This is a genomic window from Aestuariivivens sp. NBU2969 (assembly GCF_019931125.1).
Lineage (GTDB): Bacteria > Bacteroidota > Bacteroidia > Flavobacteriales > Flavobacteriaceae > Aestuariivivens > Aestuariivivens marinum.
On the sequence record NZ_JAIOUU010000018.1, the window covers coordinates 1 to 24,333 of the forward strand.

General features: G+C 33.6%; 27 protein-coding genes. 16 read left to right on the plus strand and 11 right to left on the minus strand.

Annotation, left to right across the window (positions count from 1 at the left end):
• Positions 1-182: 182 nt before the first annotated feature.
• Positions 183-1,631: a glyceraldehyde-3-phosphate dehydrogenase gene (locus K7G79_RS11740; protein ID WP_223551779.1), complete on the minus strand. Its 1,449-nt coding sequence runs from the start codon at positions 1,629-1,631 to the stop codon at positions 183-185.
• Between the two features lie 255 nt (positions 1,632-1,886).
• Positions 1,887-3,311, minus strand: coding sequence for a trypsin-like peptidase domain-containing protein (locus tag K7G79_RS11745; protein WP_223551780.1), 1,425 nt, complete (start codon positions 3,309-3,311; stop codon positions 1,887-1,889).
• A gap of 151 nt (positions 3,312-3,462) precedes the next feature.
• Here K7G79_RS11745 and dapF point away from each other — a divergent pair, with 151 nt between their 5' ends.
• From dapF to K7G79_RS11770, 5 genes are all read left to right on the plus strand, one after another.
• On the plus strand, positions 3,463-4,239 hold the full coding sequence (dapF, locus tag K7G79_RS11750) for a diaminopimelate epimerase (RefSeq protein ID WP_223551781.1): 777 nt from the start codon (positions 3,463-3,465) through the stop codon (positions 4,237-4,239).
• Positions 4,236-4,760 (plus strand): GNAT family N-acetyltransferase, encoded by a 525-nt coding sequence (locus K7G79_RS11755; RefSeq protein WP_223551782.1) that lies wholly within the window; start codon positions 4,236-4,238, stop codon positions 4,758-4,760. Before dapF ends, K7G79_RS11755 begins: the two co-directional genes overlap by 4 nt.
• The gene (gene mltG, locus K7G79_RS11760) at positions 4,761-5,804 is read left to right on the plus strand and encodes an endolytic transglycosylase MltG (RefSeq protein ID WP_223551783.1); all 1,044 of its coding nucleotides are present in this window, start codon (positions 4,761-4,763) and stop codon (positions 5,802-5,804) included.
• Positions 5,805-5,806: 2 nt separating this feature from the next.
• Complete coding sequence (locus K7G79_RS11765; RefSeq protein WP_223551784.1) at positions 5,807-6,709, plus strand: DUF2279 domain-containing protein; 903 nt, start codon at positions 5,807-5,809, stop codon at positions 6,707-6,709.
• Positions 6,710-6,819: 110 nt separating this feature from the next.
• Complete coding sequence (locus tag K7G79_RS11770; RefSeq protein WP_223551785.1) at positions 6,820-7,479, plus strand: peptidoglycan-binding protein LysM; 660 nt, start codon at positions 6,820-6,822, stop codon at positions 7,477-7,479.
• Positions 7,480-7,482: 3 nt separating this feature from the next.
• Here the strand turns inward: K7G79_RS11770 and K7G79_RS11775 are convergent, their stop codons facing one another.
• Genes K7G79_RS11775 through dnaA form a run of 3 tightly spaced genes read right to left on the minus strand, consistent with a single transcriptional unit; the run spans position 7,483 to position 10,131 of the window.
• Positions 7,483-8,199, minus strand: coding sequence for an SAM-dependent methyltransferase (locus K7G79_RS11775; RefSeq protein ID WP_223551786.1), 717 nt, complete (start codon positions 8,197-8,199; stop codon positions 7,483-7,485).
• Between the two features lie 41 nt (positions 8,200-8,240).
• Entirely contained in the window at positions 8,241-8,693 is a 453-nt protein-coding gene (locus K7G79_RS11780) for a low molecular weight protein-tyrosine-phosphatase (protein WP_223551787.1), read from the minus strand.
• A 10-nt stretch (positions 8,694-8,703) separates the two neighbouring features.
• Positions 8,704-10,131 carry a chromosomal replication initiator protein DnaA gene (gene dnaA / locus K7G79_RS11785; protein WP_223551788.1) on the minus strand — a complete coding sequence of 476 codons (1,428 nt, stop codon included), beginning with the start codon at positions 10,129-10,131 and terminating at the stop codon, positions 8,704-8,706.
• A 192-nt stretch (positions 10,132-10,323) separates the two neighbouring features.
• Between dnaA and K7G79_RS11790 the strand changes: the two genes are divergently transcribed.
• Entirely contained in the window at positions 10,324-10,722 is a 399-nt protein-coding gene (locus K7G79_RS11790) for a thioesterase family protein (protein ID WP_223551789.1), read from the plus strand.
• Here K7G79_RS11790 and K7G79_RS11795 read toward each other — a convergent pair.
• Genes K7G79_RS11795 through ribD form a run of 3 tightly spaced genes read right to left on the minus strand, consistent with a single transcriptional unit; the run spans position 10,719 to position 12,974 of the window.
• Positions 10,719-11,327, minus strand: coding sequence for a YigZ family protein (locus K7G79_RS11795; RefSeq protein WP_223551790.1), 609 nt, complete (start codon positions 11,325-11,327; stop codon positions 10,719-10,721). The two genes, K7G79_RS11790 and K7G79_RS11795, sit on opposite strands and share 4 nt — an antisense overlap.
• Positions 11,324-11,941, minus strand: a complete 618-nt coding sequence (locus K7G79_RS11800; RefSeq protein WP_223551791.1) for an HAD family phosphatase — start codon at positions 11,939-11,941, stop codon at positions 11,324-11,326. The genes K7G79_RS11795 and K7G79_RS11800 overlap by 4 nt, the downstream gene beginning before the upstream one ends.
• Entirely contained in the window at positions 11,934-12,974 is a 1,041-nt protein-coding gene (gene ribD, locus K7G79_RS11805) for a bifunctional diaminohydroxyphosphoribosylaminopyrimidine deaminase/5-amino-6-(5-phosphoribosylamino)uracil reductase RibD (RefSeq protein WP_223551792.1), read from the minus strand. Before ribD ends, K7G79_RS11800 begins: the two co-directional genes overlap by 8 nt.
• A gap of 35 nt (positions 12,975-13,009) precedes the next feature.
• Here ribD and K7G79_RS11810 point away from each other — a divergent pair, with 35 nt between their 5' ends.
• The 4 genes from K7G79_RS11810 (at position 13,010) to K7G79_RS11825 (ending at position 17,180) form a co-directional block, all read left to right on the plus strand.
• Entirely contained in the window at positions 13,010-13,501 is a 492-nt protein-coding gene (locus K7G79_RS11810; protein ID WP_223551793.1) for a GNAT family N-acetyltransferase, read from the plus strand.
• Positions 13,498-14,376 carry a peptide chain release factor N(5)-glutamine methyltransferase gene (gene prmC / locus K7G79_RS11815; RefSeq protein WP_223551794.1) on the plus strand — a complete coding sequence of 293 codons (879 nt, stop codon included), beginning with the start codon at positions 13,498-13,500 and terminating at the stop codon, positions 14,374-14,376. Before K7G79_RS11810 ends, prmC begins: the two co-directional genes overlap by 4 nt.
• Positions 14,376-16,373, plus strand: a complete 1,998-nt coding sequence (gene ligA / locus K7G79_RS11820) for an NAD-dependent DNA ligase LigA (RefSeq protein ID WP_223551795.1) — start codon at positions 14,376-14,378, stop codon at positions 16,371-16,373. The genes prmC and ligA overlap by 1 nt, the downstream gene beginning before the upstream one ends.
• A gap of 87 nt (positions 16,374-16,460) precedes the next feature.
• Complete coding sequence (locus K7G79_RS11825; protein ID WP_223551796.1) at positions 16,461-17,180, plus strand: hypothetical protein; 720 nt, start codon at positions 16,461-16,463, stop codon at positions 17,178-17,180.
• A gap of 17 nt (positions 17,181-17,197) precedes the next feature.
• Here K7G79_RS11825 and K7G79_RS11830 read toward each other — a convergent pair whose 3' ends face one another.
• The 3 genes from K7G79_RS11830 to K7G79_RS11840 form a co-directional block, all read right to left on the minus strand.
• Positions 17,198-17,566, minus strand: a complete 369-nt coding sequence (locus tag K7G79_RS11830; RefSeq protein WP_223551797.1) for a DoxX family protein — start codon at positions 17,564-17,566, stop codon at positions 17,198-17,200.
• A gap of 67 nt (positions 17,567-17,633) precedes the next feature.
• Positions 17,634-18,548 (minus strand): bifunctional UDP-sugar hydrolase/5'-nucleotidase, encoded by a 915-nt coding sequence (locus tag K7G79_RS11835; RefSeq protein ID WP_223551798.1) that lies wholly within the window; start codon positions 18,546-18,548, stop codon positions 17,634-17,636.
• Between the two features lie 2 nt (positions 18,549-18,550).
• Positions 18,551-19,312 (minus strand): 5'-nucleotidase C-terminal domain-containing protein, encoded by a 762-nt coding sequence (locus K7G79_RS11840; protein WP_223551799.1) that lies wholly within the window; start codon positions 19,310-19,312, stop codon positions 18,551-18,553.
• A 57-nt stretch (positions 19,313-19,369) separates the two neighbouring features.
• On the opposite strand from K7G79_RS11840, the gene K7G79_RS11845 reads away from it, so the two are divergent.
• From K7G79_RS11845 to K7G79_RS11870, 6 genes are all read left to right on the plus strand, one after another.
• Positions 19,370-19,900 carry a hypothetical protein gene (locus tag K7G79_RS11845; protein ID WP_223551800.1) on the plus strand — a complete coding sequence of 177 codons (531 nt, stop codon included), beginning with the start codon at positions 19,370-19,372 and terminating at the stop codon, positions 19,898-19,900.
• Entirely contained in the window at positions 19,890-20,771 is an 882-nt protein-coding gene (gene dapA / locus K7G79_RS11850; protein WP_223551801.1) for a 4-hydroxy-tetrahydrodipicolinate synthase, read from the plus strand. Before K7G79_RS11845 ends, dapA begins: the two co-directional genes overlap by 11 nt.
• 191 nt (positions 20,772-20,962) lie before the next feature.
• On the plus strand, positions 20,963-21,808 hold the full coding sequence (locus tag K7G79_RS11855; RefSeq protein ID WP_223551802.1) for an outer membrane protein assembly factor BamD: 846 nt from the start codon (positions 20,963-20,965) through the stop codon (positions 21,806-21,808).
• Positions 21,809-21,872: 64 nt separating this feature from the next.
• Positions 21,873-22,199: a DNA-directed RNA polymerase subunit omega gene (locus tag K7G79_RS11860; protein ID WP_223551803.1), complete on the plus strand. Its 327-nt coding sequence runs from the start codon at positions 21,873-21,875 to the stop codon at positions 22,197-22,199.
• Positions 22,200-22,209: 10 nt separating this feature from the next.
• Positions 22,210-23,421 carry a bifunctional phosphopantothenoylcysteine decarboxylase/phosphopantothenate--cysteine ligase CoaBC gene (gene coaBC, locus K7G79_RS11865; RefSeq protein ID WP_223551804.1) on the plus strand — a complete coding sequence of 404 codons (1,212 nt, stop codon included), beginning with the start codon at positions 22,210-22,212 and terminating at the stop codon, positions 23,419-23,421.
• Positions 23,414-24,301, plus strand: coding sequence for a DUF4835 family protein (locus K7G79_RS11870; RefSeq protein WP_223551805.1), 888 nt, complete (start codon positions 23,414-23,416; stop codon positions 24,299-24,301). The genes coaBC and K7G79_RS11870 overlap by 8 nt, the downstream gene beginning before the upstream one ends.
• Positions 24,302-24,333 lie beyond the last annotated feature (32 nt).

Genomic DNA, 24,333 nt, shown 5'->3' on the forward strand with positions numbered 1-24,333 from the left:
TGAAGAGTCCCATAATTCGTATTTTTTTATCACAAATCTAAAATACGGGATTCTCAGGCTACTTTAAAATTAAAACTTTTGGACGCTAGTGATATTTGGGGTAAAAATTAAATTGGATTTTTGGTTGTTTTAAATTTTTCTATAAATAATATTTTGACAAACAGTAAAAGGGTTGCCCATTTCTAATAATAAGTGTACCGCCTAACTTTAGCAATGTATTTGGCAAGTCTAATAACTTGATGGCTGTAGCCATACTCGTTATCATACCAAACATAAAGCACAACATTTTTACCATCTTTCCTAACAATACTCGCTTTACTATCATAAATTGATGGTGCCGAAGAACCTAATATATCGCTGGAAACCAATTCATCACTTAGCTCATACTTTATTTGTTCAACAAGGTCACCTTCCAAAGCGTATTTCTTTAAAATGGTATTCAATCCCTCCAAGGATGTTTCGCTTTCTAATTCCAAGTTTAAAATTGCCAAAGAACCGTTAGGGACAGGAACCCTAATAGCATTGGAGGTTAACTTGCCTTCCAAACTTGGCAGGGCTTTGGATACGGCTTTTCCAGCTCCCGTTTCGGTAATGACCATGTTTAAACCAGCGGCGCGACCACGACGGTATTTACTGTGAAAATTATCTACTAAATTTTGGTCGTTGGTATAGGCGTGTATGGTTTCAATATGTCCACTTTTTACACCAAACGAGTCTTCCATAACTTTTAAAACAGGTGTGATAGCATTTGTAGTACATGATGCTGCAGAGAAGATATTGATTTTGTCTGGATTGTTTTCTTCATGGTTAACACCATAAACAATATTAGGAACCTCTTTACCCGGTGCAGTTAACAATACTTTGTCTACGCCATTGGATTTTAAATGTCTGCTTAAAGCAGATTTATCGCGAAATACGCCCGTATTGTCAATAACTAGAGCGTTGTTAATGTTGTATTTAGTGTAATCAATATCCTCTGGTGAGTTAGCGGATATGATGTTAACGGTTGTACCATTTATGGAAAGCGCATTATTTTTAATATCGGCAGAAACAGTACCGAAAAAATCGCCATGTACAGAATCGTTGCGAAGTAAAGCTGCTCTTTTTTCTAGTATTTCAGGGGTTATATTGCCTCTTGTAACAATGGCTCTTAATCGCAACTGACTTCCTTTCCCAGTACGAGCCATAAGTTCGCGTGCTACTAAGCGTCCTATTCTGCCAAAACCATATAGTACAACATCTTTAGGTTTTATATCACTATTTTTATTGGCATCTTTTAGTTTTGAAGCCACAAAAGCGGTAACGTTGTCGTGTTTGCTGTCTTCTAAATGAAATTCATAAGTAAGTTTGCCAATGTCTAATTTTGCTGGAGGAATATCCAAGGTTTTTATAGCTTGAGCAATTTCAACGGAATCGAAAATAGAGATAGGTTTCTGTACAAATTTGCAAGCATATTCGTGTAGGTTTAAAATTTGGCTTACATTTTTGTCAATAAGTTGATTTCTAAAAAGCACCAATTCAATAGACTTGTCATACCATAGGTCACTTATTATTTTAATAAATTCTACAGTAGCCCTTCTACGGTCTGCCTGAAATGCTAATTCTTTTTCGTATGCGTCATTAAAATACATTTTTTATTGATTTTGAGTGTTGTTTAAATTTTGCAAAAATACCATATTTCAAACGTTTTCGTAACCTATTTTTAAGAAAATTTATTCAATTTAAAAAAGTTGAGGTTTCAATTGATATTGTGGTGTAAATAGTTGTTGAATTTGTTATTTCAATATAGTTATTGGGGTGCTCAAAGTGAGAGTAGAAATCTAAAAAATAACCCCGCTAAAATTTTAAGATTCTACCGAGGTTAATTTATTATGTTTTATGTATTATTATCTAAAAATGACTTCTTTAGGCTGTAAATTTGGCGTTAAATAAGCGAGCTGTTCTACGTGATCCTCAAAATCATCACCATATTTTTCTTTAAGCTTGGTGATATCTCCAATTGACTCTATTTTTTCACCATTAATTTCGGTAATGATGTAACCATCTCTTAAACCCAAACTATCGAAGAGTCTTTTATTTTTAGATTTAGAAATTATAACGCCTTCAATTTCATATTTTTCCTTGACTGAGTTTGGAATGTTTTTAAACTCCATATCCCAAAATTTTACAAATTCAGCGGGAATAATGTCTTTTCCTGAAATAGTAACAGGCATGGATAGTAATTCATCATTTCTAAGCACTTTAACGTTAACTACATCGTTAGGACGTTTGGTTTTTATAAAGCCTCTTAAATCTTCAAATTTTGAAATTTTAACGTTGTCCAATTGTTTAATAATATCACCTTTTTTGAGGCCTGCTTTCTCTGCTCCAGAATTGCGGGTAACCTCACTGATATAAACCCCTTCGGTGTAGCTAACTCCAATTTCGTCAGCAAATTCACTGCTAAATGTTCCACCTTTAATTCCTAAAAGACCTTTTTGTATGTTGCCATATTCCAAAATATCCATAAATACTTTTCTAGCAATATTGCTGGGCACGGCGAAGGAATAACCGATATAAGAGCCAGTCTGTGATGAAATAGCAGTATTAATACCAATTAGGTCACCGTTAATATTTACTAGGGCACCACCAGAGTTACCAGGATTTACCGCAGCATCGGTTTGAATGAAGGAATGAATGTTTTCACCAGTTGGGTCCAGGTTTCTAGATTTTGCACTAATGATTCCAGCTGTAACTGTTGAGGTTAAATTAAAAGGATTGCCCACCGCTAAAGCCCATTCACCTACTTTAACATTGTCTGAATCACCAAAATTTACGACTGGTAAAACCTCATCGGCATCAATTTTTAAAACTGCGATATCGGTTTCAGGATCAGAACCAATAATTTCGGCTTCGTATGTTTTATTATTGTTTAGTGTTACTGATAATTCTTTAGAGTTTTTAATAACATGGTTATTAGTAATAATATAACCACTTGGGTCCACAATAACACCAGATCCAGTTCCTAATCTGTATTGTGGTTCACCACCACCTCCAAAAAGTAAATCTTGGATAGTCATTTGTCTGGAAGCAACAGCTAGGTTTTTAACGTGAACAACTGCATTTACTGTGTTTTCAGCGGCTATTGTAAAATCTGGTGCCTCTAAGATATTATTAATACTACTTAAGTTATTGGCGGGTAAAAATGTTGGTGCTTCATTTTGGGTAACTACAACATTATGGTTGTTATCTTCTATAAATAATTTGTAGGCTCCCAAGGTCATTATACCACCTAAAGCCGAAACTAAAACAAGCGATAAAATCTTCTTCATAATTCTTATTAATTTAGATTATAAAAACAACGATTAAAATTAAATATTTATTGAGTTGTCTATTATGTTTTAACGATTTTTAACGTCAACTTTAACGACTATTTAACACATCAAAAAAACAGTTTAATATTCCTATATTTGTACACAAATTATGCAGCAAACGTTTTATAAATATCAAGGAACTGGAAACGATTTTGTGATGATTGATAATCGTCAGCAAGGTTTTAACAAAAAAGATACCAAACAGGTTAAAGCGCTCTGTGACCGACGTTTTGGCATAGGCGCTGACGGTCTTATTCTATTAGAAAACCATGACACATTGGATTTTAAAATGGTTTACTACAATTCAGATGGAAACGAAAGTTCCATGTGTGGTAATGGAGGTCGTTGTCTGGTAGCTTTTGCTAAATACTTAAGTGTGATACAACATAAGGCTGTTTTTGAGGCTATTGATGGGTTGCATCACGCTGAGATTGATGACAAGAATAATGTAAAGCTTCAAATGTTGGATGTTGATACAATTGAGAAACATCCAAACCACGTTTTTTTGAACACGGGTTCCCCCCATCATGTACAATTTGAAGATGCTATTGATGACTTTGATATAAAATCAAAAGGAGCTGGGATACGTTATGGTGCACCTTATTACCAAAAAGGAAGTAATATTAATTTTGTTAAGAAATTATCAGATAAAACTTTTAAGGTTAGGACTTATGAACGTGGCGTAGAAGATGAAACATTGTCATGTGGTACCGGAGTTACGGCGGTAGCTATTGCTATGCATGCAATTGGACAAACCAAAAGTAGCCACATTGATTTAGAGGTTCAAGGAGGTAAATTGCAAGTGTGTTTTGATATTGACAATGGGGTCTATAAAAATGTTTGGCTAATTGGCCCTGCATCATTTGTTTTTAAGGGTATAATATGACAACGCTAAAGGGTGAAAATATTTATTTACGGGCTTTGGAGCCTGAAGATTTAGTGTTCCTTTATGACATTGAAAATGATGAAGCTATTTGGGAAGTCAGTAACACCCAAACACCTTATTCAAAGCATATTTTAAGGCAATATCTACAAAATGCCCATCAAGATATATTTGAAGCTAAACAATTACGGTTGGTTATTTCAAATTTTAAGCATGAAGCCCTAGGTTTAATTGATGTTTTCGATTTCGATTTTAAACATGCCCGGGCGGGGGTTGGTATTTTGATAAAAGATCAAGAAAACAGAGGCAAAGGTTATAGTAAAGAAGCCTTAAAACTTTTAATGAATTATACTTTTTCGCATTTGCAATTGCACCAGTTGTATTGTAATGTTTCAGAAGACAATGAAGCAAGTATCAAGTTGTTTTCTGGATTAGGTTTTAAAAAGATTGGTTTAAAAAAGGATTGGAACTTGATTAATGGTTCATATAAAGGTGAATATTTATTTCAATTTATAAATAGTTAAATGTATATAAAAAAGATACTTTGGGCCATCGCCATCGTAGGACTTGTAATTGCAGCTTTTTTTGCGAATTTTGTTTATAGAGCCATGTTACGTCCAAATACGGTTTTTAATAATGAGGTGGCTTACCTTTATATTCCAACTAATGCTACTTATACAGATGTTCGAAATCAATTGCAGCCCTTGTTGGATGACATTGCTTCTTTTGATGATTTAGCAAAGCAAAAAAAATATGTTGGTAACATTAAGGCAGGTAGATATGCCATTAAAAAAGGGATGAGTAATAACGATATTATTAATTCCATACGGATAAATAATTTACCAATAAAACTATCATTTAACAATCAAAGTTCATTGCAAAAATTGGCAGGAAGGGTTTCAAATGAAATTGAAGCCGACAGTATTTCTCTACTTAATGCGATGAAGGATGTCAAATTTTTATCTGAAAACAATTTTACAGAAGCTACAGCGTTGGGCATGTACTTGCCAAATAGTTATGAGTTTTTTTGGAATACTTCAGCAGAAGCGTTTAGGGACAGAATGTTAAAAGAATACAAACGTTTTTGGAATGATGACCGATTAAAAAAAGCTCAAACTTTAGGGTTGACTCCTAGTGAGGTAATCGCTCTGGCATCAATAGTTTATGAAGAATCTAAGCAAACTAGTGAGCAACCGCGGATTGCAGGCGTTTATTTAAATAGAATGAGAATTGGAATGCCTTTGCAGGCTGATCCAACTATTAAGTTTTCAGCATATCAATTACCTAAATATAAAAACACAATAATTAAACGTGTATTAAATGTTCATAAGGAAATAGATTCGCCTTATAATACTTATAAATATCTTGGCTTGCCACCGGGGCCTATAGCTATGCCGGATATTTCGGCTATTGAAGCCGTTTTAAATTACGAAAAGCACAAGTACTTATATTTTGTTGCAGATTCTAATCGTTTAGGATACCATAAATTCGCTAAAACTTTGTCTCAGCATAATATGAATGCTAGGGAGTACCATAGATATCTATCTTCTCAGGGAATTAATAGGTAATTATGATTAATTTGATTAAGTATTTTTTCTTTTTACTTTGTATAACATCATTTTCCCAATCTAGGTTTGACACTTTTTTAAAACCATCAGACACGTTAAACATAACCCGTAGAAATACCGTAATTATTTCAGAAGCTTCTTTTGTAACGTTTTCATTAATAGGGTTAAACCAATTATGGTATTCCGATTTTGAGCGTTCTAAGTTTCATGTCATAAACGATAATAATCAATGGCTCCAAATGGATAAGCTAGGACATGTATTTGCATCATACCAAATGGGAAGGGTTGGAGCAGAGCTACTAAATTGGAGTGGGGTTAGCAAAAAAGAACAACTTATTTATGGAGCCACATTAGGCTTTGGTTTTCTAACAGCTGTCGAAATTTTGGATGGTTATTCAGCAGAGTGGGGTTATTCTTGGGGAGATATAGCTGCTAATGCTGTAGGCACTGGGTTGTATGTTGGTCAAGAATTACTATGGAACGAGCAGCGTATTCATTTAAAATTTTCGTTTCACAAAACTAAATATGCAGGTTTAAATCCAGATAAATTGGGTGAAGGTTTTTTAGAGGAAATTTTAAAGGACTACAATGGCCAAACCTATTGGTTAAGTTTTAATTTACACGCTTTTTTCAAGGAATTTAATATACCAAAATGGTTGAATTTTGCACTGGGATACAGCGCTGATGGTATGTTGCAGGGAGTTGAGGATATTGACAATAATTTGTTGACAAATAAGAATAGAAGACGGCAATTCTATTTGAGTTTTGATGTAAATTTGAATGAATTGAAAACTAATTCGCGTTTTTTGAAATCTATTTTTAATGTTTTTAACGTAATTAAGGTGCCATTTCCAACCTTAGAATTGAGTAAAAATGGCAGTGTATTTCATCTATTGCACTACTAAAAAATGCATATAAACGAGGAATTTTGAAAAAAACAAAAAAATATCTAATTTTGCACGCTCAAATTTTCAAGTGAAATACTATTGTATTACACTGAAGAAATTTAGAAATTATGATAAAGAATATTGCAAGTTATTCAGCCCTGACGCTTACAATTTCTGTTCTATTGTACGCATCGTTTTCATCTAATGAAACGATAGATTTGAGTGAGTATTCAACCGAAGGCCTTGAACTAAACTATAGTGTAGGTCTTGATGAAGATATTGCAGGCAATATCGATGTATCGAAAGAAAGTGCCCAAACATTTTCTCCCTATTTAGGAAAATCTTTTGTAGGTTTCAAAGAGGCATTGGCTTTTAAGGAATCTAGAGGTGATTATACTTGTGTTAACAGGTTTGGTTATCTAGGCAAATACCAATTTGGTAAGGGAACATTAAAATTAATTGGAATACATAATCCAACTAAATTTTTAAAAGACCCAAAGTTACAGGAACGTGCTTTTATAGCTAATGCACAACGTAATAAGTGGATTTTAAGAAAGGATATTAAAAATTTTGTAGGAAAACGTATTAATGGTGTCCTTGTAACTGAGTCTGGAATATTGGCAGCAGCACATTTGGCTGGCCCAGGTAATGTGAAAAAATATCTAAGAAGCTATGGGCTCAATAATTTTGCCGATGGTAACGGTACCACTGTATCATATTATCTAAAGAAGTTTTCGGGTTACGATACATCATTTTTAAAACCTAATAGAAAAGCTAAGGCAATTTAATTTCTAGCTTTTATGAATTATAAATATGGTAGGTCTTTTATGGAGGTCTACCATATTTTTTTTCCAATTTTCCGCACTTTTTGTTTTAATGAATTCGGTAGTTAAACTAATATCACAAGCTACACAAATTTGGGTATGTGTCGATAATATGTTGGACAAATCTTCTAATAGTTTATTGTTTCTATAAGGGGTTTCAATAAAAATTTGAGATTGATTATTTTCAAAAGATAGTTTTTCAAGTCGTTTTATTTCTTTTTTCCGTTCTTCCTTATCAATTGGAAGATAGCCGTTGAATGCAAAATTTTGACCATTGAGTCCAGATCCCATCATCGCCATTAAAATAGACGAGGGGCCAACCAAAGGCACTACTTTAACACCTTTCTCATGAGCCAGTTTAACAATATCTGCGCCTGGGTCGGCTACACCGGGACAACCAGCTTCTGATAGCAGCCCAACATTAATGCCTCTTAAACAGGGTTCTAAGAATCCTGGCAACTCTATAGGATTGGTAAACTTGTTTAAATGAAACATTTGTATAGCGGACTGGGATTTCCCCGAACTTATTTTTTTGATAAACCGTCGTGCTGTTTTTTCATTTTCAACAATAAACACATTGGTTTGCTCAATAATCTTTTTAACGGAAATAGGTAATACTTCTAAAGGAGCATTATCACCCAAAGTAGTTGGTATTAAGTATAAAACGCCTAGCTCTGTATTCATTATGTATTTAAAATGAAAAGGAAAGTATAAAAATATTAATTTTAGGTTAATTGTTCAGCAATAATAGAACAAGCCTCATCTAACATTTTGTATACGTTTTCAAATCCACTATTCCCTCCGTAATATGGGTCTGGAACACTGTAATTTTGGTTAGGGTATACTTCGTTTAAAATAAACTTCACTTTTTCTTTGTCCTGGTCGTCTCTAGCAAGTGACATAACATTAATATAATTGGATTCGTCCATGACAAAAATATGGTCAAAATTATCAAAATCTTTGGTGCTAAATTGACGACCTTTCAAGTTGGAAATATCCAAGCCATATTTTTTTGCTACCGCTATAGAGCGTCGATCAGGTTTGTCTCCTACATGATAATTTGCAGTGCCAGCCGAATCTACCATAAAATCACTTAACGGAAGTTTTGAGCGCAAAATACCTTCGGCCAATGGAGAACGACAAATGTTACCCAAGCAAACCATTAAAATTTTAGTCATTGTAATTGTTTTAAACAGAAAGTTTTTTGGTAATATCTTCTACGTACTTTCTAAATTGTTTATCGGTTGAAGATAAATTGTCGACCGTTTTACAGGCATGCAACACGGTAGCGTGATCGCGCTTCCCTATTTGGGAACCAATACTTGCCAGAGAAGCCTTGGTGAATTTTTTAGCAAAGAACATGGCTAACTGCCTAGCCTGCACAATATGTCGTTTTCTTGTTTTAGACTGCAGTGTGTCGATATCCATTTGGAAATAGTCTGATACAACTTTTTGTATGTAATCTATGGATACCTCACGTTTGGTATTCTTTACAAACTTCTCAACAATTTGCTTTGCAAGTTCTAGAGTTATTTCTTTTTTATTGAACGACGATTGTGCGATAAGAGAAATAATGGCACCTTCTAGTTCACGAACATTTGTTTTTATGTTTTTGGCAACATAGTCAATAATGTCATCAGGCATCTCAACACCGTCACGATAAAGCTTGTTTTTTAATATCGATACTCTAGTTTCAAAATCGGGATGCTGTAACTCTGCAGATAAACCCCATTTAAAGCGTGATAACAAGCGTTGTTCAATATCTTGCATATCAACAGGAGCCTTGTCGCTAGTTAAAACAACTTGCTTTCCATTTTGATGTAAATGGTTAAATATATGGAAGAACACATCCTGGGTACCAGATTTTCCAGAAAAAAACTGAACATCATCGATAATCAAAACGTCTATAAGTTGATAAAAATGTATAAAGTCATTTCTGTTATTCTTTTTCACCGATTCAATATACTGTTGTGTGAATTTTTCAGCAGAAATATATAAAACAGTCTTTTCAGGGTACTTGTCTTTTATGTCTACACCAATGGCATGCGCCAAATGGGTTTTTCCTAAGCCAACTCCTCCAAAAATTAGAAGAGGGTTAAAGGATGTGCCTCCTGGTTTTACTGCAACAGCCAATCCGGCACTTCTTGCTAGGCGATTTGAATCACCTTCCAAAAAATTTTCAAAACTGTAATTGGGATTAAGTTGTGATTCAATTTTTACATTTCTAATACCAGGGATTACAAACGGATTTCTTAATTCCGGGTTTTTATTATTAAGGGGAACATCAATTTCTTGTGATTTTAAAGCAGTTCTATTGGAACTCGGAATTTTTTCAGTAAATGGTTGCTTGTTGCCATAGGTATTTTCCATTTTAATAATGTAAACTAACTTGGCATTGTTACCTAATTCTTTGGTGAGAGATACTTTAAGGATTTTTACATAATGTTCTTCAAGCCATTCATAAAAGAATTTACTAGGCACCTGAATACTTAAAGCACTATCGGTAAGCTTAACTGCAACAATGGGCTCAAACCAGGTTTTATAAGCTTGCGGCTGGATATTATCTTTTATAAACTCTAGACAATTATTCCATACCGATTGCGCAGTTTTACTCATTTTTTAGTTTATTTGGTTTTTAGTTAGTTAGAAATTTGTATGAAAAATGATTTTTCATATCTCCCCCATTAAAGCAAAGCAAATATGTGAACAAAATTCTAAAAAAAAAAATCATTTGCTATTGAATTTTTAGAATTTTTTGTGCATGTTTAAGGACTAGCCGAAGCTACAAAAAAATATTTAATTATCTCTATGAAAATCGATGAAATACAAATAAGAGTGAGATATGGCGAAACTGACCAAATGGGGGTAGTTTATCATGGCAATTATGCGCTATATCTCGAAATGGGGCGAATTGAATGGCTACGTAAATTAGGAATTTCATATAAAAAAATGGAAGAAAGCGGTGTTATGCTTCCTGTTATATCGTTGAGTTTAAATTATAAAAAATCAGCTAGTTACGACGATGTAATTAATGTAAAAACTCAACTAAAAAAAAGACCCACTGCCAAGATTGAATTTGACTATATAATTACTAACGAAATAGGAGAGATCTTAACGAAAGCATCGACCACTTTGGTGTTTATTGATATGAAAACTAACAAACCAGTAAGGGCCCCTCAATATATTTTGGATGCTATTGAGGCTTAGATTGGCTTTATTTCAACACCAAATAAAGTATCAAATAAATTGAATACATTTTTTGCATTCTTTTTTCTTACAGATATGATAATTTTACAATCCAATTCCAGTTTTTGGTTTATAATGTCAATCTGGTTTTCCTTAACAATCCTCATAACCTTGTTCATGTCTTCATATTTAAAGTTTATGAGGTAGTTTATATTAATGGTTTTGGTGATGATATTGCATTGCTGCAACGTTAATGAAGCTGTAGTTTTATAAGCATTTATTAATCCGCTAACACCAAGTTTAACACCACCAAAATACCGTACAACTACAATTAGAATATTCGTTACCTCAAAAGATTGTATCTGTCCGTATATTGGTATTCCTGCAGAATTGTTGGGTTCACCATCATCATTAGCTCTGTAGATAATTGATTCTGTACCTAATTGATAGGCATAACACCAATGTCTTGCGTTATGGTGTTCTTTTTTTAGTTGTTCTAAATAGTGTTTTGCCTCTTCTTCATTTTTAACAGGAAAGGCATAACCGTAAAATTTACTGTTCTTATCTTTAAAAAGAACATTTTCGGAGGCGGTATTAATGGTTTTATATTTATCGTCTTCAATCAAGAGTTAAATAGATTGCTTTTGGTTTTAAATAAATCGACAACATCTTCAGTTTTCGGATTGATATGCCATGTTTGAAATTCCATTTGATCAGCGGTTTTTATATTAGCTTGGTTATCATCAATAAATAGGCATTCACATGGATTTAACTTGTTTTCTGTTAACACAAATTCAAAAATATCACGATTTGGTTTTCTAAGGTTAATCTCGTGCGATAAATAAAAGGCGTCAAAACAAGCTTTAAAAATATTGTAAAAGGAAACATTCTCTATTATCCAATTAATGTGGAGTTCGTTGGTGTTACTCAATAGTATGAGCTTGTATTTGGATGTTAATTTTAAGGTTTTTAGAAACTCCAATCTGTATTTTGGAAAATCCTTTAGTAGGCAATTCCATACTTCGATCAAGGTTTCCTTTGATTGGTCAGGAATATGTGTTTTGTAAAATTCCAGAAACTCTCGGGTAGTAATTAAGCCTTGTTCGTATAAACTATTTATGGCTATTATTTCTTCAGAAAAGATATCTATACCTAATATTTGGCAAGTTCTACTTAAAGCACCTTCAATATCTAGGTTGATAAATACATTTCCAAAATCGAATACTATAGTCTTAATCATTACTGTACATTTTTAGGATGTCGGTAGCGATGTTTTTTTCAGAAATCAATCGCCCTGAAAAGTGAGGGGCTTTAACACCTTCTTTAAATGAAACAGCTCCTGTGAAAACCCGTGCTTCATCCCAAAGATTGGCGTCTATAAATAGTTGTAGGGTCTTTGAACCGCCTTCTATGATTACAGAATTTATTTGGTGTTCAAATAAAATAGTACAAATTTCATGAGCTAGATTAGCTTGGTAATAAACCACCTCCTCATAAATATTGCTTTTATAGGAAGAAGTAGCTTTGTCGGTTATTACTATTGTTTTAGCTTCACCATTAAAAACTGCATGTACTTTTGAAAGCTTTAAATTGCTGTCTAGAACTACTCTAATTGGGTTTTTGCCAGTCCAGTCCCTAACCGTTAATCTGGGATTGTCCTGTAAAACTGTGTTAGTTCCAACCAAAATTGCTTGTTCTTCGGTACGCCATTTATGTACTAGTTGTCTGGAGTATTTATTAGTTATCCAAACGGGTTTGTTTTGTCTTTTAGTAAGTGGCGCAATAAAGCCATCTATGGTTTCGGCCCATTTTAAAATAATATAGGGGCGTTTTTTTTTGTGAAAAGTAAAAAAGCGTTTATGATGATTTTTACAGTCTTGTTCCAGAACCCCAACGGTTACTTCACAGCCCGCTCCCGTGAGTTTTTTAATGCCTTTTCCGGCAACCTTTTCATTGTCATCTACACAACCAATAACCACATTTGGAATGTCGTGGGCTATAATCAAATCACTACAAGGTGGTGTTTTACCATAATGTGAACATGGTTCAAGTGTTACATATAGGGTCGATTGTTTTAAAAGTTCCTTGTTTGTAACAGAGTTTATAGCATTAACTTCGGCATGGTTGCTTCCGTAGGCACTTGTATAACCTTCACCAATAATGGTATTGTTATACACAATAACACAGCCAACCATAGGGTTGGGTCTTGTTGTACCTAGTCCATTTTTAGCAATTTCAATACAGCGTTTTATGTATTTTTCATGTATATTCATCCCAATAAATATCGAAACAAAATTAAGGCTTTAAAATGAGTAATAGTACTATCGTAATTCGGAAAATTGAACCGACTGATAATAAGCCTATTGAAGCCGTGATTAGGGCCTGTTTCCATGAGTTTAAGATTCCTTTGGAGGGCACGGCCTATAGTGATTCCGAAACCCCAAGGATGTATGAGTCCTATCAGAAAGATAATGAAGTGTATTATGTTGTTGAGTGTAATGGTGAAGTTTTAGGTGGTGGGGGTATTAAACCTTTAAAGGATTTTGATGGTACTGTTTGTGAAATCCAAAAAATGTATTTTTCACCAGCTGTAAGGGGCAAAGGTTACGGAAGGCAACTTTTTGAAAAGTGTATGCAATCGGCAAAATCTTTAGGGTATAAGCAATGTTATTTGGAGTCAGCATCGCAACTTAAGGCGGCTATACATATTTATGAAAGTTACGGATTTAGGTATTTGGATAAAGCATTGGGAAATACAGGACATTATTCCTGTGGGGTTTGGATGATTAAGAATTTATGAGGTTAAAAGCAATTCAAGACATATTTCATAAGGAGCTAGATGCTACCTATACTAAAGAAGAAGTTGATAGCTTTTTTTATATGCTAATTGCCAATTATTGTGGTGTTTCACGTTTGAATTTAGCCATGCAACACGATTATCAAATAGATGATGCCACAAAGCTTATTGATGCATTAGCTTTATTAAAGCAACAAAAGCCCATACAATATTTATTGGGGGAAACAGAGTTTTATGGACTATCGTTTAAAGTAAACGAATATACACTAATACCGAGACCAGAAACCGAAGAATTGGTGCAATGGGTCTTTGATGAATTAACAATTAAGAATGAAAAGTTAATAATCACAGATAAAGTATTAAGGATATTAGATATAGGCACTGGTAGCGGTTGTATAGCAATTTCCTTGGCAAAGCACTTACCTAAGGCAAAAGTCTATGCTGTTGATATATCAGAAGAAGCATTGCTGGTTGCCAAAGCAAACGCTGAAATTAATCATGTAGACGTTACTTTTTTAAATGTCGATATTTTAAACGCAAATTCTTGGGAAATAGTATTTAAGGATTTTGAATTCGATGTTATTGTATCCAATCCGCCCTATGTTAGGGAGCAAGAAAAATACATGATGAAACCAAATGTTTTGGATAATGAACCGCATTTGGCACTTTTTGTGAAAGACGACAATCCGTTGTTATTTTACGAAGCTATTTCCCGGTTTGGCGTTGATAAGTTGTCAAGAAGAGGTTTGTTGTTTTTTGAAATCAATGAGTATCTTGGTAACGCAATGGTGGATTTGTTGCATCGACACCATTTTTCAAATATAGAATTAAAACAGGATATCTTTAATAAAGATAGAATGGTAAAGGCAATTATTTAATGAACAACATAAAACAACACATAGAAAAGCTGCGAGAAGAACTACGTCAACATAACTATAACTATTATGTTCTGGACCATGCAACCATATCAGATTACGAATTTGATATTAGGCTAAAAGAACTGCAAGAGCTTGAGGCTAAACACCCAGAATTTTTCGATGCCAATTCCCCCACACAACGTGTAGGTGGCGAGGTTACCAAAAACTTTGAAACCATAGTGCACGAGCATCGTATGTATTCTTTGGATAATTCGTATTCCAAGGAGGATTTACTGGATTGGGAAAAGCGCATAAAAAAAATAGTGGATGATGATATTCAATATACTTGTGAGCTAAAGTACGATGGAGCTTCAATAAGCTTAACCTATGAGAATGGAATTTTGGTTAGGGCAGTTACACGAGGAGATGGTTTTCAAGGGGATAATGTAACAGCTAATGTAAAGACCATTAAATCGGTGCCGTTGCAGTTAAAAGGTGATTTTCCGCCTAAGTTTAATATTCGTGGAGAAATCGTTTTGCCTTTTGAAGGCTTTAATAAAATGAATGAGGAACGTATTGAAATAGGTGAAGAGCCCTATAGAAATCCACGTAATACAGCATCAGGCAGTTTAAAGCTTCAGGATAGTGCTGAGGTAGCCAAACGTCCGTTAGAGTGTCTACTTTATAACTTAACTGGAAATAATTTAGATATAAAAACCCAGTTTGAAAGTTTGGAAAAGGCAAGGCAGTGGGGTTTCAAGGTGCCTAATGCTGCAAAATTGACACATTCAATAGACGAGGTTATTGACTTTGTAGATTACTGGAACGAGAAACGTCATACATTGCCTTACGAAACAGATGGTGTGGTTATAAAAGTGAATAATCTGCAACAACAGGAAGAATTGGGTTATACGGCTAAAGCCCCACGCTGGGCTATGGCCTATAAGTTTAAGGCCGAACAGGTTTCAACACGACTTAACAGTATAACTTATCAAGTAGGACGTACGGGAGCCATAACGCCTGTTGCTAATTTAGAACCTGTGGAACTGGCAGGTACCACCGTAAAACGGGCTTCGTTGCACAACGCCGACCAAATAGAAAAGTTGGATATAAGGGTAGGCGACGAAGTGTATGTAGAAAAGGGTGGAGAGATCATTCCCAAGATTCTTGGGGTGGATTTGACAAAGCGCCCAATAAATTCTGAGGCTACTAAATACATCACCAATTGTCCAGAGTGCTTTACGGAACTTGTAAGAGAAGAAGGTGAGGCACAACATTATTGTCCTAATTATAATGGCTGTAAACCACAAATTATTGGTCGTATCCAACATTTTATTTCACGAAAGGCAATGGATATAGAAGGGTTGGGCGGTGAAACTGTCGCCATGTTGGTCAATGAAGGGTTAATTGCCAATTATTCCGATTTATACGAATTAACCAAAGACCAGGTTGTTCCGTTAGAGCGTATGGCAGAAAAAAGTGCCGATAATTTAATTAATGGTATTGAAGCATCCAAAGCCATTCCGTTTGAGCGTGTTTTGTATGCTTTGGGGGTTCGTTATGTAGGTGAAACAGTTGCTAAGAAACTGGCTAGGCACTATAAAAGTATTGATGCATTAGCCAAAGCTTCTGAAGATGATTTGATTAATGTGGATGAAATTGGAAAAAAAATAGCAAAAAGTGTGTTGACTTTCTTTTCGACATTGGAAAACATCATTATAATTAACCGTTTAAAACAATTCGGAGTCCAGTTGGAATTATCTGCTGAAACCCTTTTTGGTCAAACAGATAAACTTAAAGGTGATGTTGTTGTGGTGACTGGAGTTTTTGAAACCATTTCCAGAAACGAGTTAAAAAAACTTATTGAAGACAATGGGGGGAAAGTTAGTGGCTCCATTTCGTCGAAGACCAGTTACATAGTTGCTGGTAATAATATGGGCCCGAGTAAAAAAACTAAAGCAGAAACTTTAGGTATAGTTATTATTGATGAATATAAATTCTTACAAAAAATAAAGTAATTTTAAAAAAAATCGATAAAAAGCATTTTTTATTCGTTTAATTGCTCTTTTTTTATTATGTTTGTCACATAACTTTAAACCTACGTTATGTACAAGCCCAAATTTTTTTTGGTGAGTATTGTGCCAATAATTTATATTGCTTTTATGGTGTTCCTAATAACGGGAAAGGATTCATTAGCTTACAGCATAAGTTCATTATTAAGTCCGGCTATAGCACTACTATATTTTACTCATGTTAAGAAAAAGACCATTTCTGTTTCTTTGTTCTTAATATTTTTTGCTATGTCCGATTTAATGGTGTTATTTGCTGAGTACATTCCGTATAAGGTAAACTATTTTGTAGGCAATACGCTTTATGTGCTAGCCTATACTTCTTTATTGTTTAAGTTCCTTACAAGAGCATGTGTTGAATATAGTTTAAAGAACTTTAAAGTCCACATAATAATTTTAACTGCCCTGAATATTTATATAGCTTATGTTTTGCAAGATAGTATAGCGCGTGATAGGGTTCCAACCCCTAGTGAATACATTATGGAATTAACTTATAACATTGTTATGTTGGTTTTGTTGTCATTATCCTTACTAAATTATTTTTATAGAGATGATAAAAAATCCTTGTTGTTATTTATAGGTTCTTTATGCATAGTTTTTGGTGAAGTTCTGGGGATTGCATATTTGTATATGGCAAACATGGCAAATGAAGGGCTGTTCAATTTTTTATCGACTACATTATACCTTATGGCATTTTGTTTTTTCTATTGGCAATCTAAACTTACATTTGATAAGTCCAATGCATTTGTTATTTAAGAATTGTAGTTGGTTTTTTAAAAAGGCATTGTCTTTCTATGTATATAAAGTATAATGCAGGACATAGTGAATATTAGCAAAGCTGTATAAAAAAGTAGACCTCCATCATTATTTACTTTAATACCTAGAATAGTTAAATGGAATATAATAGCTCCAAATATTAGTCCAATACTAAGTAAAGCACCAGCCCAAATAGTTTTAGGAATTAACAAAAGTAAACTGGCAATGAGCTCTAATATGCCTACGCCTATTCTGCCATAGGGTTCTAAACCTAAGGTTTTAAATATGAATACACTATCAGGGTGTGCGGTAAACTTAAAGCGAAGGGTTTGGATTAAAACAATAGCAACAACAATTCTTAGAAATAATGAAACATATTTTTTCATGATTTTGATACAATAGTATGTTCCTTAGACGAGTTGCAGACCATTTCATTTCAACTTTTAAAAAAATTTAAACAATTATAGATGTGCCGTTTGCCAATTTATTTTTATTGGAGTCAAAATAAAAGTCAATTCTACCAAGGTTAATCCCATAACAGCCTACTTGATTTACAAGCATGTTTTTGCCATTTTTATTTTTTACAACAGTTGGTTTTGGTAAAAAAGTATGGGTGTGCCCTCCAATTATTAAATCGATGTTGCTTGTAGCATTGGCCAAACTTAGATCATCTATTTTTTTAGGATTATTTATATAGTTATAACCTAGATGAGATAGACATATGATTAAATCGCAGTTTTCTTCTTTTTTTAAAATACGTGTCATATCTACGGTTATTTCAATGGGATCTAAATATTTTGTTTCCTTAAATAAAGCAGGGTCTACTAATCCTTTCAATTCGATACCTAACCCAAAAACACCTATTTTAATTCCTTCTTTAACAAAAATTTTATAGGGTTTTGTATGGGTGTTCATCACTGTATTTGAAAAATCATAATTAGAACAAACAAACTCAAAATTGGCATGAGGGAGTTGGGCATAAAGTCCATCAATACCATTGTCAAAATCATGATTGCCAATAGTGGCTGCATCATATTTAAGTTTACTCATCAATTTAAATTCCAATTCCCCTCCATAATAGTTAAAATAAGGTGTACCTTGAAAAATATCGCCAGCATCTAACAAAAGGGTATTCGGGTTTTCATTCCTTATGACATCAATTAAGGCAGCTCTCCTGGCAACACCGCCCATATTGGAGTCCTTGCCTTCACCTGGACCAAAAGGATCGATATGACTATGGACATCGTTCGTATGAAGGATGGTAATTATTTTTGTATTTATAGTAGAGAAAGACTGTAGTCCAATGCCTCCTAATCCTAAAAAAGCAACTCCTGCTGTTGCTTGTTGTATAAAATCCCTTCGTTTCATCTTTAGTTTTTTATTTGAACGAACCTGTCATCAATTACAGGATTAATAGTGTCTACTTTTTTTAGATAATCAATCAATGCATTTCTAATCTTATAGTTTAGATTGTATAAACTATCATTTGGTCTAAAAAATTTCATGTTATCTCCATTATTAAATAAATAATCACTAGTAGCCACATAATAAGTTTTGTTGCTCCTAATTGTTTCGCCATTTAGCATTGCTCTAATGGGATTGAAGTCTTGGTCTAAACTTAATTTGAGCTTGGAAATAGGATGGGCTCTTTTGGCTTGGCTTAAGTAGTTTATCATACTATCAATTTGTTTCCCTTTTAAAGCAACTACAACAATTTTATTTTCAAATGGCATTAATTCAAACATGTTACGTATTCTAATGTCACCTTTTGGGATTGTGGAGCGAATACCACCATGGTTTAGCAAGACCATGTCTATGTCTTTGCCTGTTCTGTTATTAAAAACGGGATTAGCTTGTTCGTAAACCACATCAGCCATAAAATTCCCTATAGCCGTATTAAGTTTGCCATCAGATTTAGAATAGAAATTCATAGCATAGGCAATAGTACTGTCTAAATCTTTTTCAATATGGTTTTTATAAGGCTCAATAAATAATTCAACCTCACTATTGGGGTTAATGGAATCGGTAACCTTTATAAGTGAGCCTTTAATTTTTGTAAGCCTATAAGGTTCCTCTTTGCAACTAACAATAATTAAAAAATTTAACAAAAAAACGAAATATGTGAACCTCATATCTATTGCAAGTTTTTGGTTTTACTTTTGCTACCTTTGCGGAAATGATAAATTTAAATGATTTTAAAGGGTTTTAAAGAAAAATCTAATAAAAAGTATTTAAACAAAATGTTATCTGAGCGTGAGGTTTATGTAGATGATAGCAAAGTTGAAAGTTTGGGCATTATTTTAAATAGTGATGAAGTAGATGATTTTGAGTTGTTTAGAGGATTGGCAACCTATTTGCATATTCGTCCTAATAAGCTCAAGGTCATTGCTTTTTCACCAACAAAAAATGAAAAACCTAATTTTTGGGAACTGTGTTTCAGCGCAAAGGACATAGGTTGGAATGGCACCATAAAAAATACTGAATTACAGGCATTTTTAGACAAATCGTTTGATGTTTTGATTAGCTATTATGCCAATGATGAATTAGAACTTAAGTTACTTACAGGTTTGTCGAATGCAAAATTTAAGATAGGAATTTTACAAACAGATACTAGGCTTAACGATTTAATAATTAAAACCCATCTAGATGAATTCAAAGTATTTAAAAAAGAAGTTTTTAAGTACTTAACTATATTAAATAAAATTAAAAATGAACAATAAGTTTTTAGGGACTGGAGTGGCATTGGTAACCCCGTTTAAATCTGATTTAAGTGTCGATCATGAGGCTTTGGCCAATATCGTTAATTTTAATATTGAAAATGGTACAGAGTATCTAGTGATTTGTGGTACCACAGGAGAAAGTGTAACCTTAAACAAGCGGGAAAAGCAGGAGGTGGTTAAAACTGTTACTAATGCTAATAAAGGAAGGGTTCCTATGGTTTTGGGTATTGGAGGGAATAATACTGCAGCCGTTATAGAGGAAATAAAAAGCACCGATTTAAGTAATATGGATGCTATTTTATCTGTAGCCCCTTATTACAGTAAACCTACACAAGAGGGGATATATCAACATTTTAAAGCGATTTCTGAAGCAAGTCCGATAGATTTGATATTGTATAATGTTCCTGGCAGAACCTCAAAGAATATGGAGCCAGAAACAACCTTACGTCTGGCAAAAAATTTTAAAAATATTATAGGTGTAAAGGAAGCAGGCAACAACGTATCCCAATATTTACAATTATTAAAAGATAAACCAGAAGATTTCTTGGTTATATCAGGAGATGACGATTTAGCCTTAGGTGTAGTTTTGGCTGGAGGAGCAGGGGTTATTTCAGTAATTGGCCAAGCATTTCCAAAAGACTTTTCAAACATGATTCGATTAGGATTGCAGGGCAAAACTAAGGAGTCCTATAGTATACATTTTAAACTTATGGATGTTATTGGTTATATTTTTGAAGAAAATAATCCAGCAGGCATTAAATGTGTATTTGATACCTTAGGATTATGTAAAGATACCGTTAGGTTACCTTTAGTACCAGCATCTCATCAATTAAAGGAGAAGATAGGACGTTTTGTTAATGATTACAATTAAAGGTCATTTTTTTGCAGAAAGTAAAGAAATACCCAAGCTCGTTATTTTAAGGCAATAAAAGAACATAGTACTTCGTAGTGTTAAATATTATTTAAACCTTATTGTTACTGTTGTTCAACAGTTACTTTAGCGTTTAAAATATTTTTTTAAAATCCATATTAATAGCTTAATTTTGCATCCTGTTTTAAACTATGAAGAAAATTTTATACATATTATTGGCATTCACGGCATTAAATTCATGTAGTGAATATCAAAAAGTTTTAAAAGCCGAAGAAATAGCCCCAAAATTTAAAATGGGAGAAGAATTGTATAATGCAGGTAAATACGAAAAGGCCAATCGTCTTTTTGCACAAATTGTACCTAATTATAGAGGGAAGCCACAAGCAGAAAAGTTAATGTATTTGTATTCCAACTCATTCTATAGGATGAGGGATTATTATGTTGCAGGGTATCAGTTTGAACGATTCGCTTCAAGTTATCCCGAAAGCGAAAAGTTAGAAGAAGCCTCTTTTTTAAGTGCAAAAAGTTATTATATGCTCTCACCGGTTTATTCAAAAGATCAAACTGATACTGTAGAGGCTATTGAAAAACTTCAAAATTTTATCAATTTATTTCCTGAATCCGAATATTTAGATGAAGCGAATAAGCTAGTAAAAGAATTGGAATTTAAATTAGAGCAAAAAGCGTTTAGTATTGCTATGAAATATGCAGAAATAGCTCCAGGATATACATTTGATTTTGACGCTGCAATTAAATCATTTGATAATTTTATTTATGAATTCCCAGGATCTGTATTGCGTGAAGATGCCATGTATTTTAGGTTAGATGCTGTATACCAACAGGCTATGAACAGTTATGAAACAAGAAGAACGGTTCAAGGTAATGTGGAACATATTAAAAAGTTACGTTTAGAAAAAGGAAAAGAATACTCTAGTGCATTTAAAAATTCGTTTCCTAACTCAAAATACATTGAAGAGGTAAACAGAATGGCAATCGATATTGATAATGAATTAAAACAGTATCAAACAGAAAGTTAATTTTTAAAAATATTCTAAATAAGTAAATAAGCCATAGGCAAAAAATATATAAAGCGATTAAAAAATGGATTTAAAGAAAACCAAAGCTCCTGTTAATACAATGACTTACGATAGAAATCAAATCGATGAACAGACAGGTAATATTTATGAGGCTATTTCTATTATCTCTAGAAGAGCGGATCAAATAAACACAGAAATCAAGAAAGAACTTATAGACAAGTTGGAAGAATTTGCTACTTATAATGACAGTCTCGAAGAGATTTTTGAAAACAAAGAACAAATTGAAGTGTCTAAGTTTTATGAAAAGCTTCCAAAGCCTCATGCTTTAGCTATTCAAGAATGGTTAAAGGAGAAAGTTTATTTTAGAAATACTGAGGAAGACGCCCAGTAAAAACCATAACATGTCAATATTAAGCGGCAAAAACATACTGTTAGGAATAACTGCTGGTATTGCCGCTTATAAAACGGCTTCTTTAGTCCGTTTATTTATAAAATCGGGAGCACAAGTAAAAGTGGTAATGACACCTGCTTCAAAAGATTTTATAACTCCTCTTACCTTATCTACGCTTTCAAAAAATCCTGTTTTTTCATCGTTTACTAATGAAGAAGATGATAATGCTGTATGGAATAACCATGTGGAATTAGGGCTGTGGGCAGATCTTTTTATTATAGCCCCAGCTACAGCCAATACCTTGTCTAAAATGGCAAATGGTGTTTGTGACAACCTGTTATTGGCAACCTATTTATCGGCTAAATGCCCTGTGTATTTTGCACCTGCAATGGATTTAGACATGTATAAACATGAAAGTACGTTACGATCGTTTAAAATCCTAAAGAGCTTTGGCAACGTCATGATTCCAGCTACTAGTGGGGAGTTGGCTAGTGGTTTAGAGGGAGAGGGACGTATGGCTGAACCAGAAGATATTGTTACTTTTCTTGAAAACGATATTTTAAATCAATTGCCTTTAAGGGATAAAAAAGTACTTGTTACAGCAGGTCCTACTTACGAAGCTATAGACCCAGTGCGTTTTATAGCTAATCATTCCAGTGGTAAGATGGGGTTTGAAATTGCTAAAACAGCTGCAAACTTGGGAGCACAAGTTGTTTTAATAACTGGGCCAACCAATGAGAAAATATCTCATAGCTTAATTCAAATCCTTCACGTTGTAAGTGCCAATGAGATGTACAATGCAGTGCATGCGTACTACAATGAAACCGATATCGCTATTCTGTCTGCAGCAGTGGCCGATTTTAAACCAAAAGCTGTAGCCAGTCAAAAAATTAAGAAGAATGATTCTGAGATGGTTATTGAGCTCGAAAAGACTAAGGATATATTGGAATCTTTGGGAAGAGCTAAAACACATCAGTTTTTAGTAGGCTTTGCTTTAGAAACCAATAATGAATTGGAAAATGCAAAAGATAAACTAAAACGAAAGAATTTAAATTTAATTGTTTTAAATTCGTTAAATGATAAGGGGGCAGGCTTTAAAAACAATACAAATAAAGTTACCTTTTTAGATAATAAAGACAACGTAACGGAGTTTCAATTAAAGGATAAAGCCGAAGTTGCCCAAGATTTATTTAATGAGATTTTAAAACATATCCATGCGTAACATTTTATATTGCCTTTTATTTGTTTTTAGTTTTAATGGATTTTCCCAGGAATTGAATTGCAGCGTGGTTGTTAATGCTCAACAAACAGGGAATGCAAATCAATCTATTTTTAAAACATTACAAAATCAACTCACAGAGTTTGTCAACAATACCAAATGGACCAACAAGGCCTTTTCGTCACAAGAGCGTATTGACTGTAGTATGGTTATTACCATTACAGAATATAGTGGTGAAGCCTTTCAAGGATCTATTCAAATACAATCGTCACGACCAGTATTTGGATCTTCTTTTACAACACCAATTTATAATTTCAACGATAGGGATTTTGCATTTCGTTATTTAGAATTTCAGAATTTAGTGTTTAACCCTACTCAGTTTGAATCCAATCTCATTTCTGTTTTGGCCTTTCATATTTATATGATTTTGGGCTTGGATGCCGATACATTTGCAAAGCAAGGTGGTGATCCCTATTTCAGCCAGGCACAAACCATTGTTAACTATTCACAACAGGAAAATTTTAAAGGTTGGAAACTGGAAGATGGTTTGCAAAGTAGATTTGCTTTAATAGATAATCTGATGTCTCCAACGTTTTCTGCTTATAGGGAAGTACTGTATCGTTATCATAGGTCAGGGTTGGATGTTATGAGTGAAAATACTAAAAAAGGTAAAGAAGAAATAGCATCTACCTTAAGATTGTTTGAGGCTATGAACAGTCGTAGGCCTAATTCTTTTTTGCAGCGAACATTTTTTGATGCCAAAGCAGATGAAATCGAACAAATATTTACCGATGGTCCCAATGTTAATATAGCTAGTGTTAAGGAGACACTTCAAAAAGTGGCACCCATGCATTCCAGTAAATGGTCAAATATTAAGTTTTAGTTCAATTTACTGTTTTAAGATTTCATTTAGTA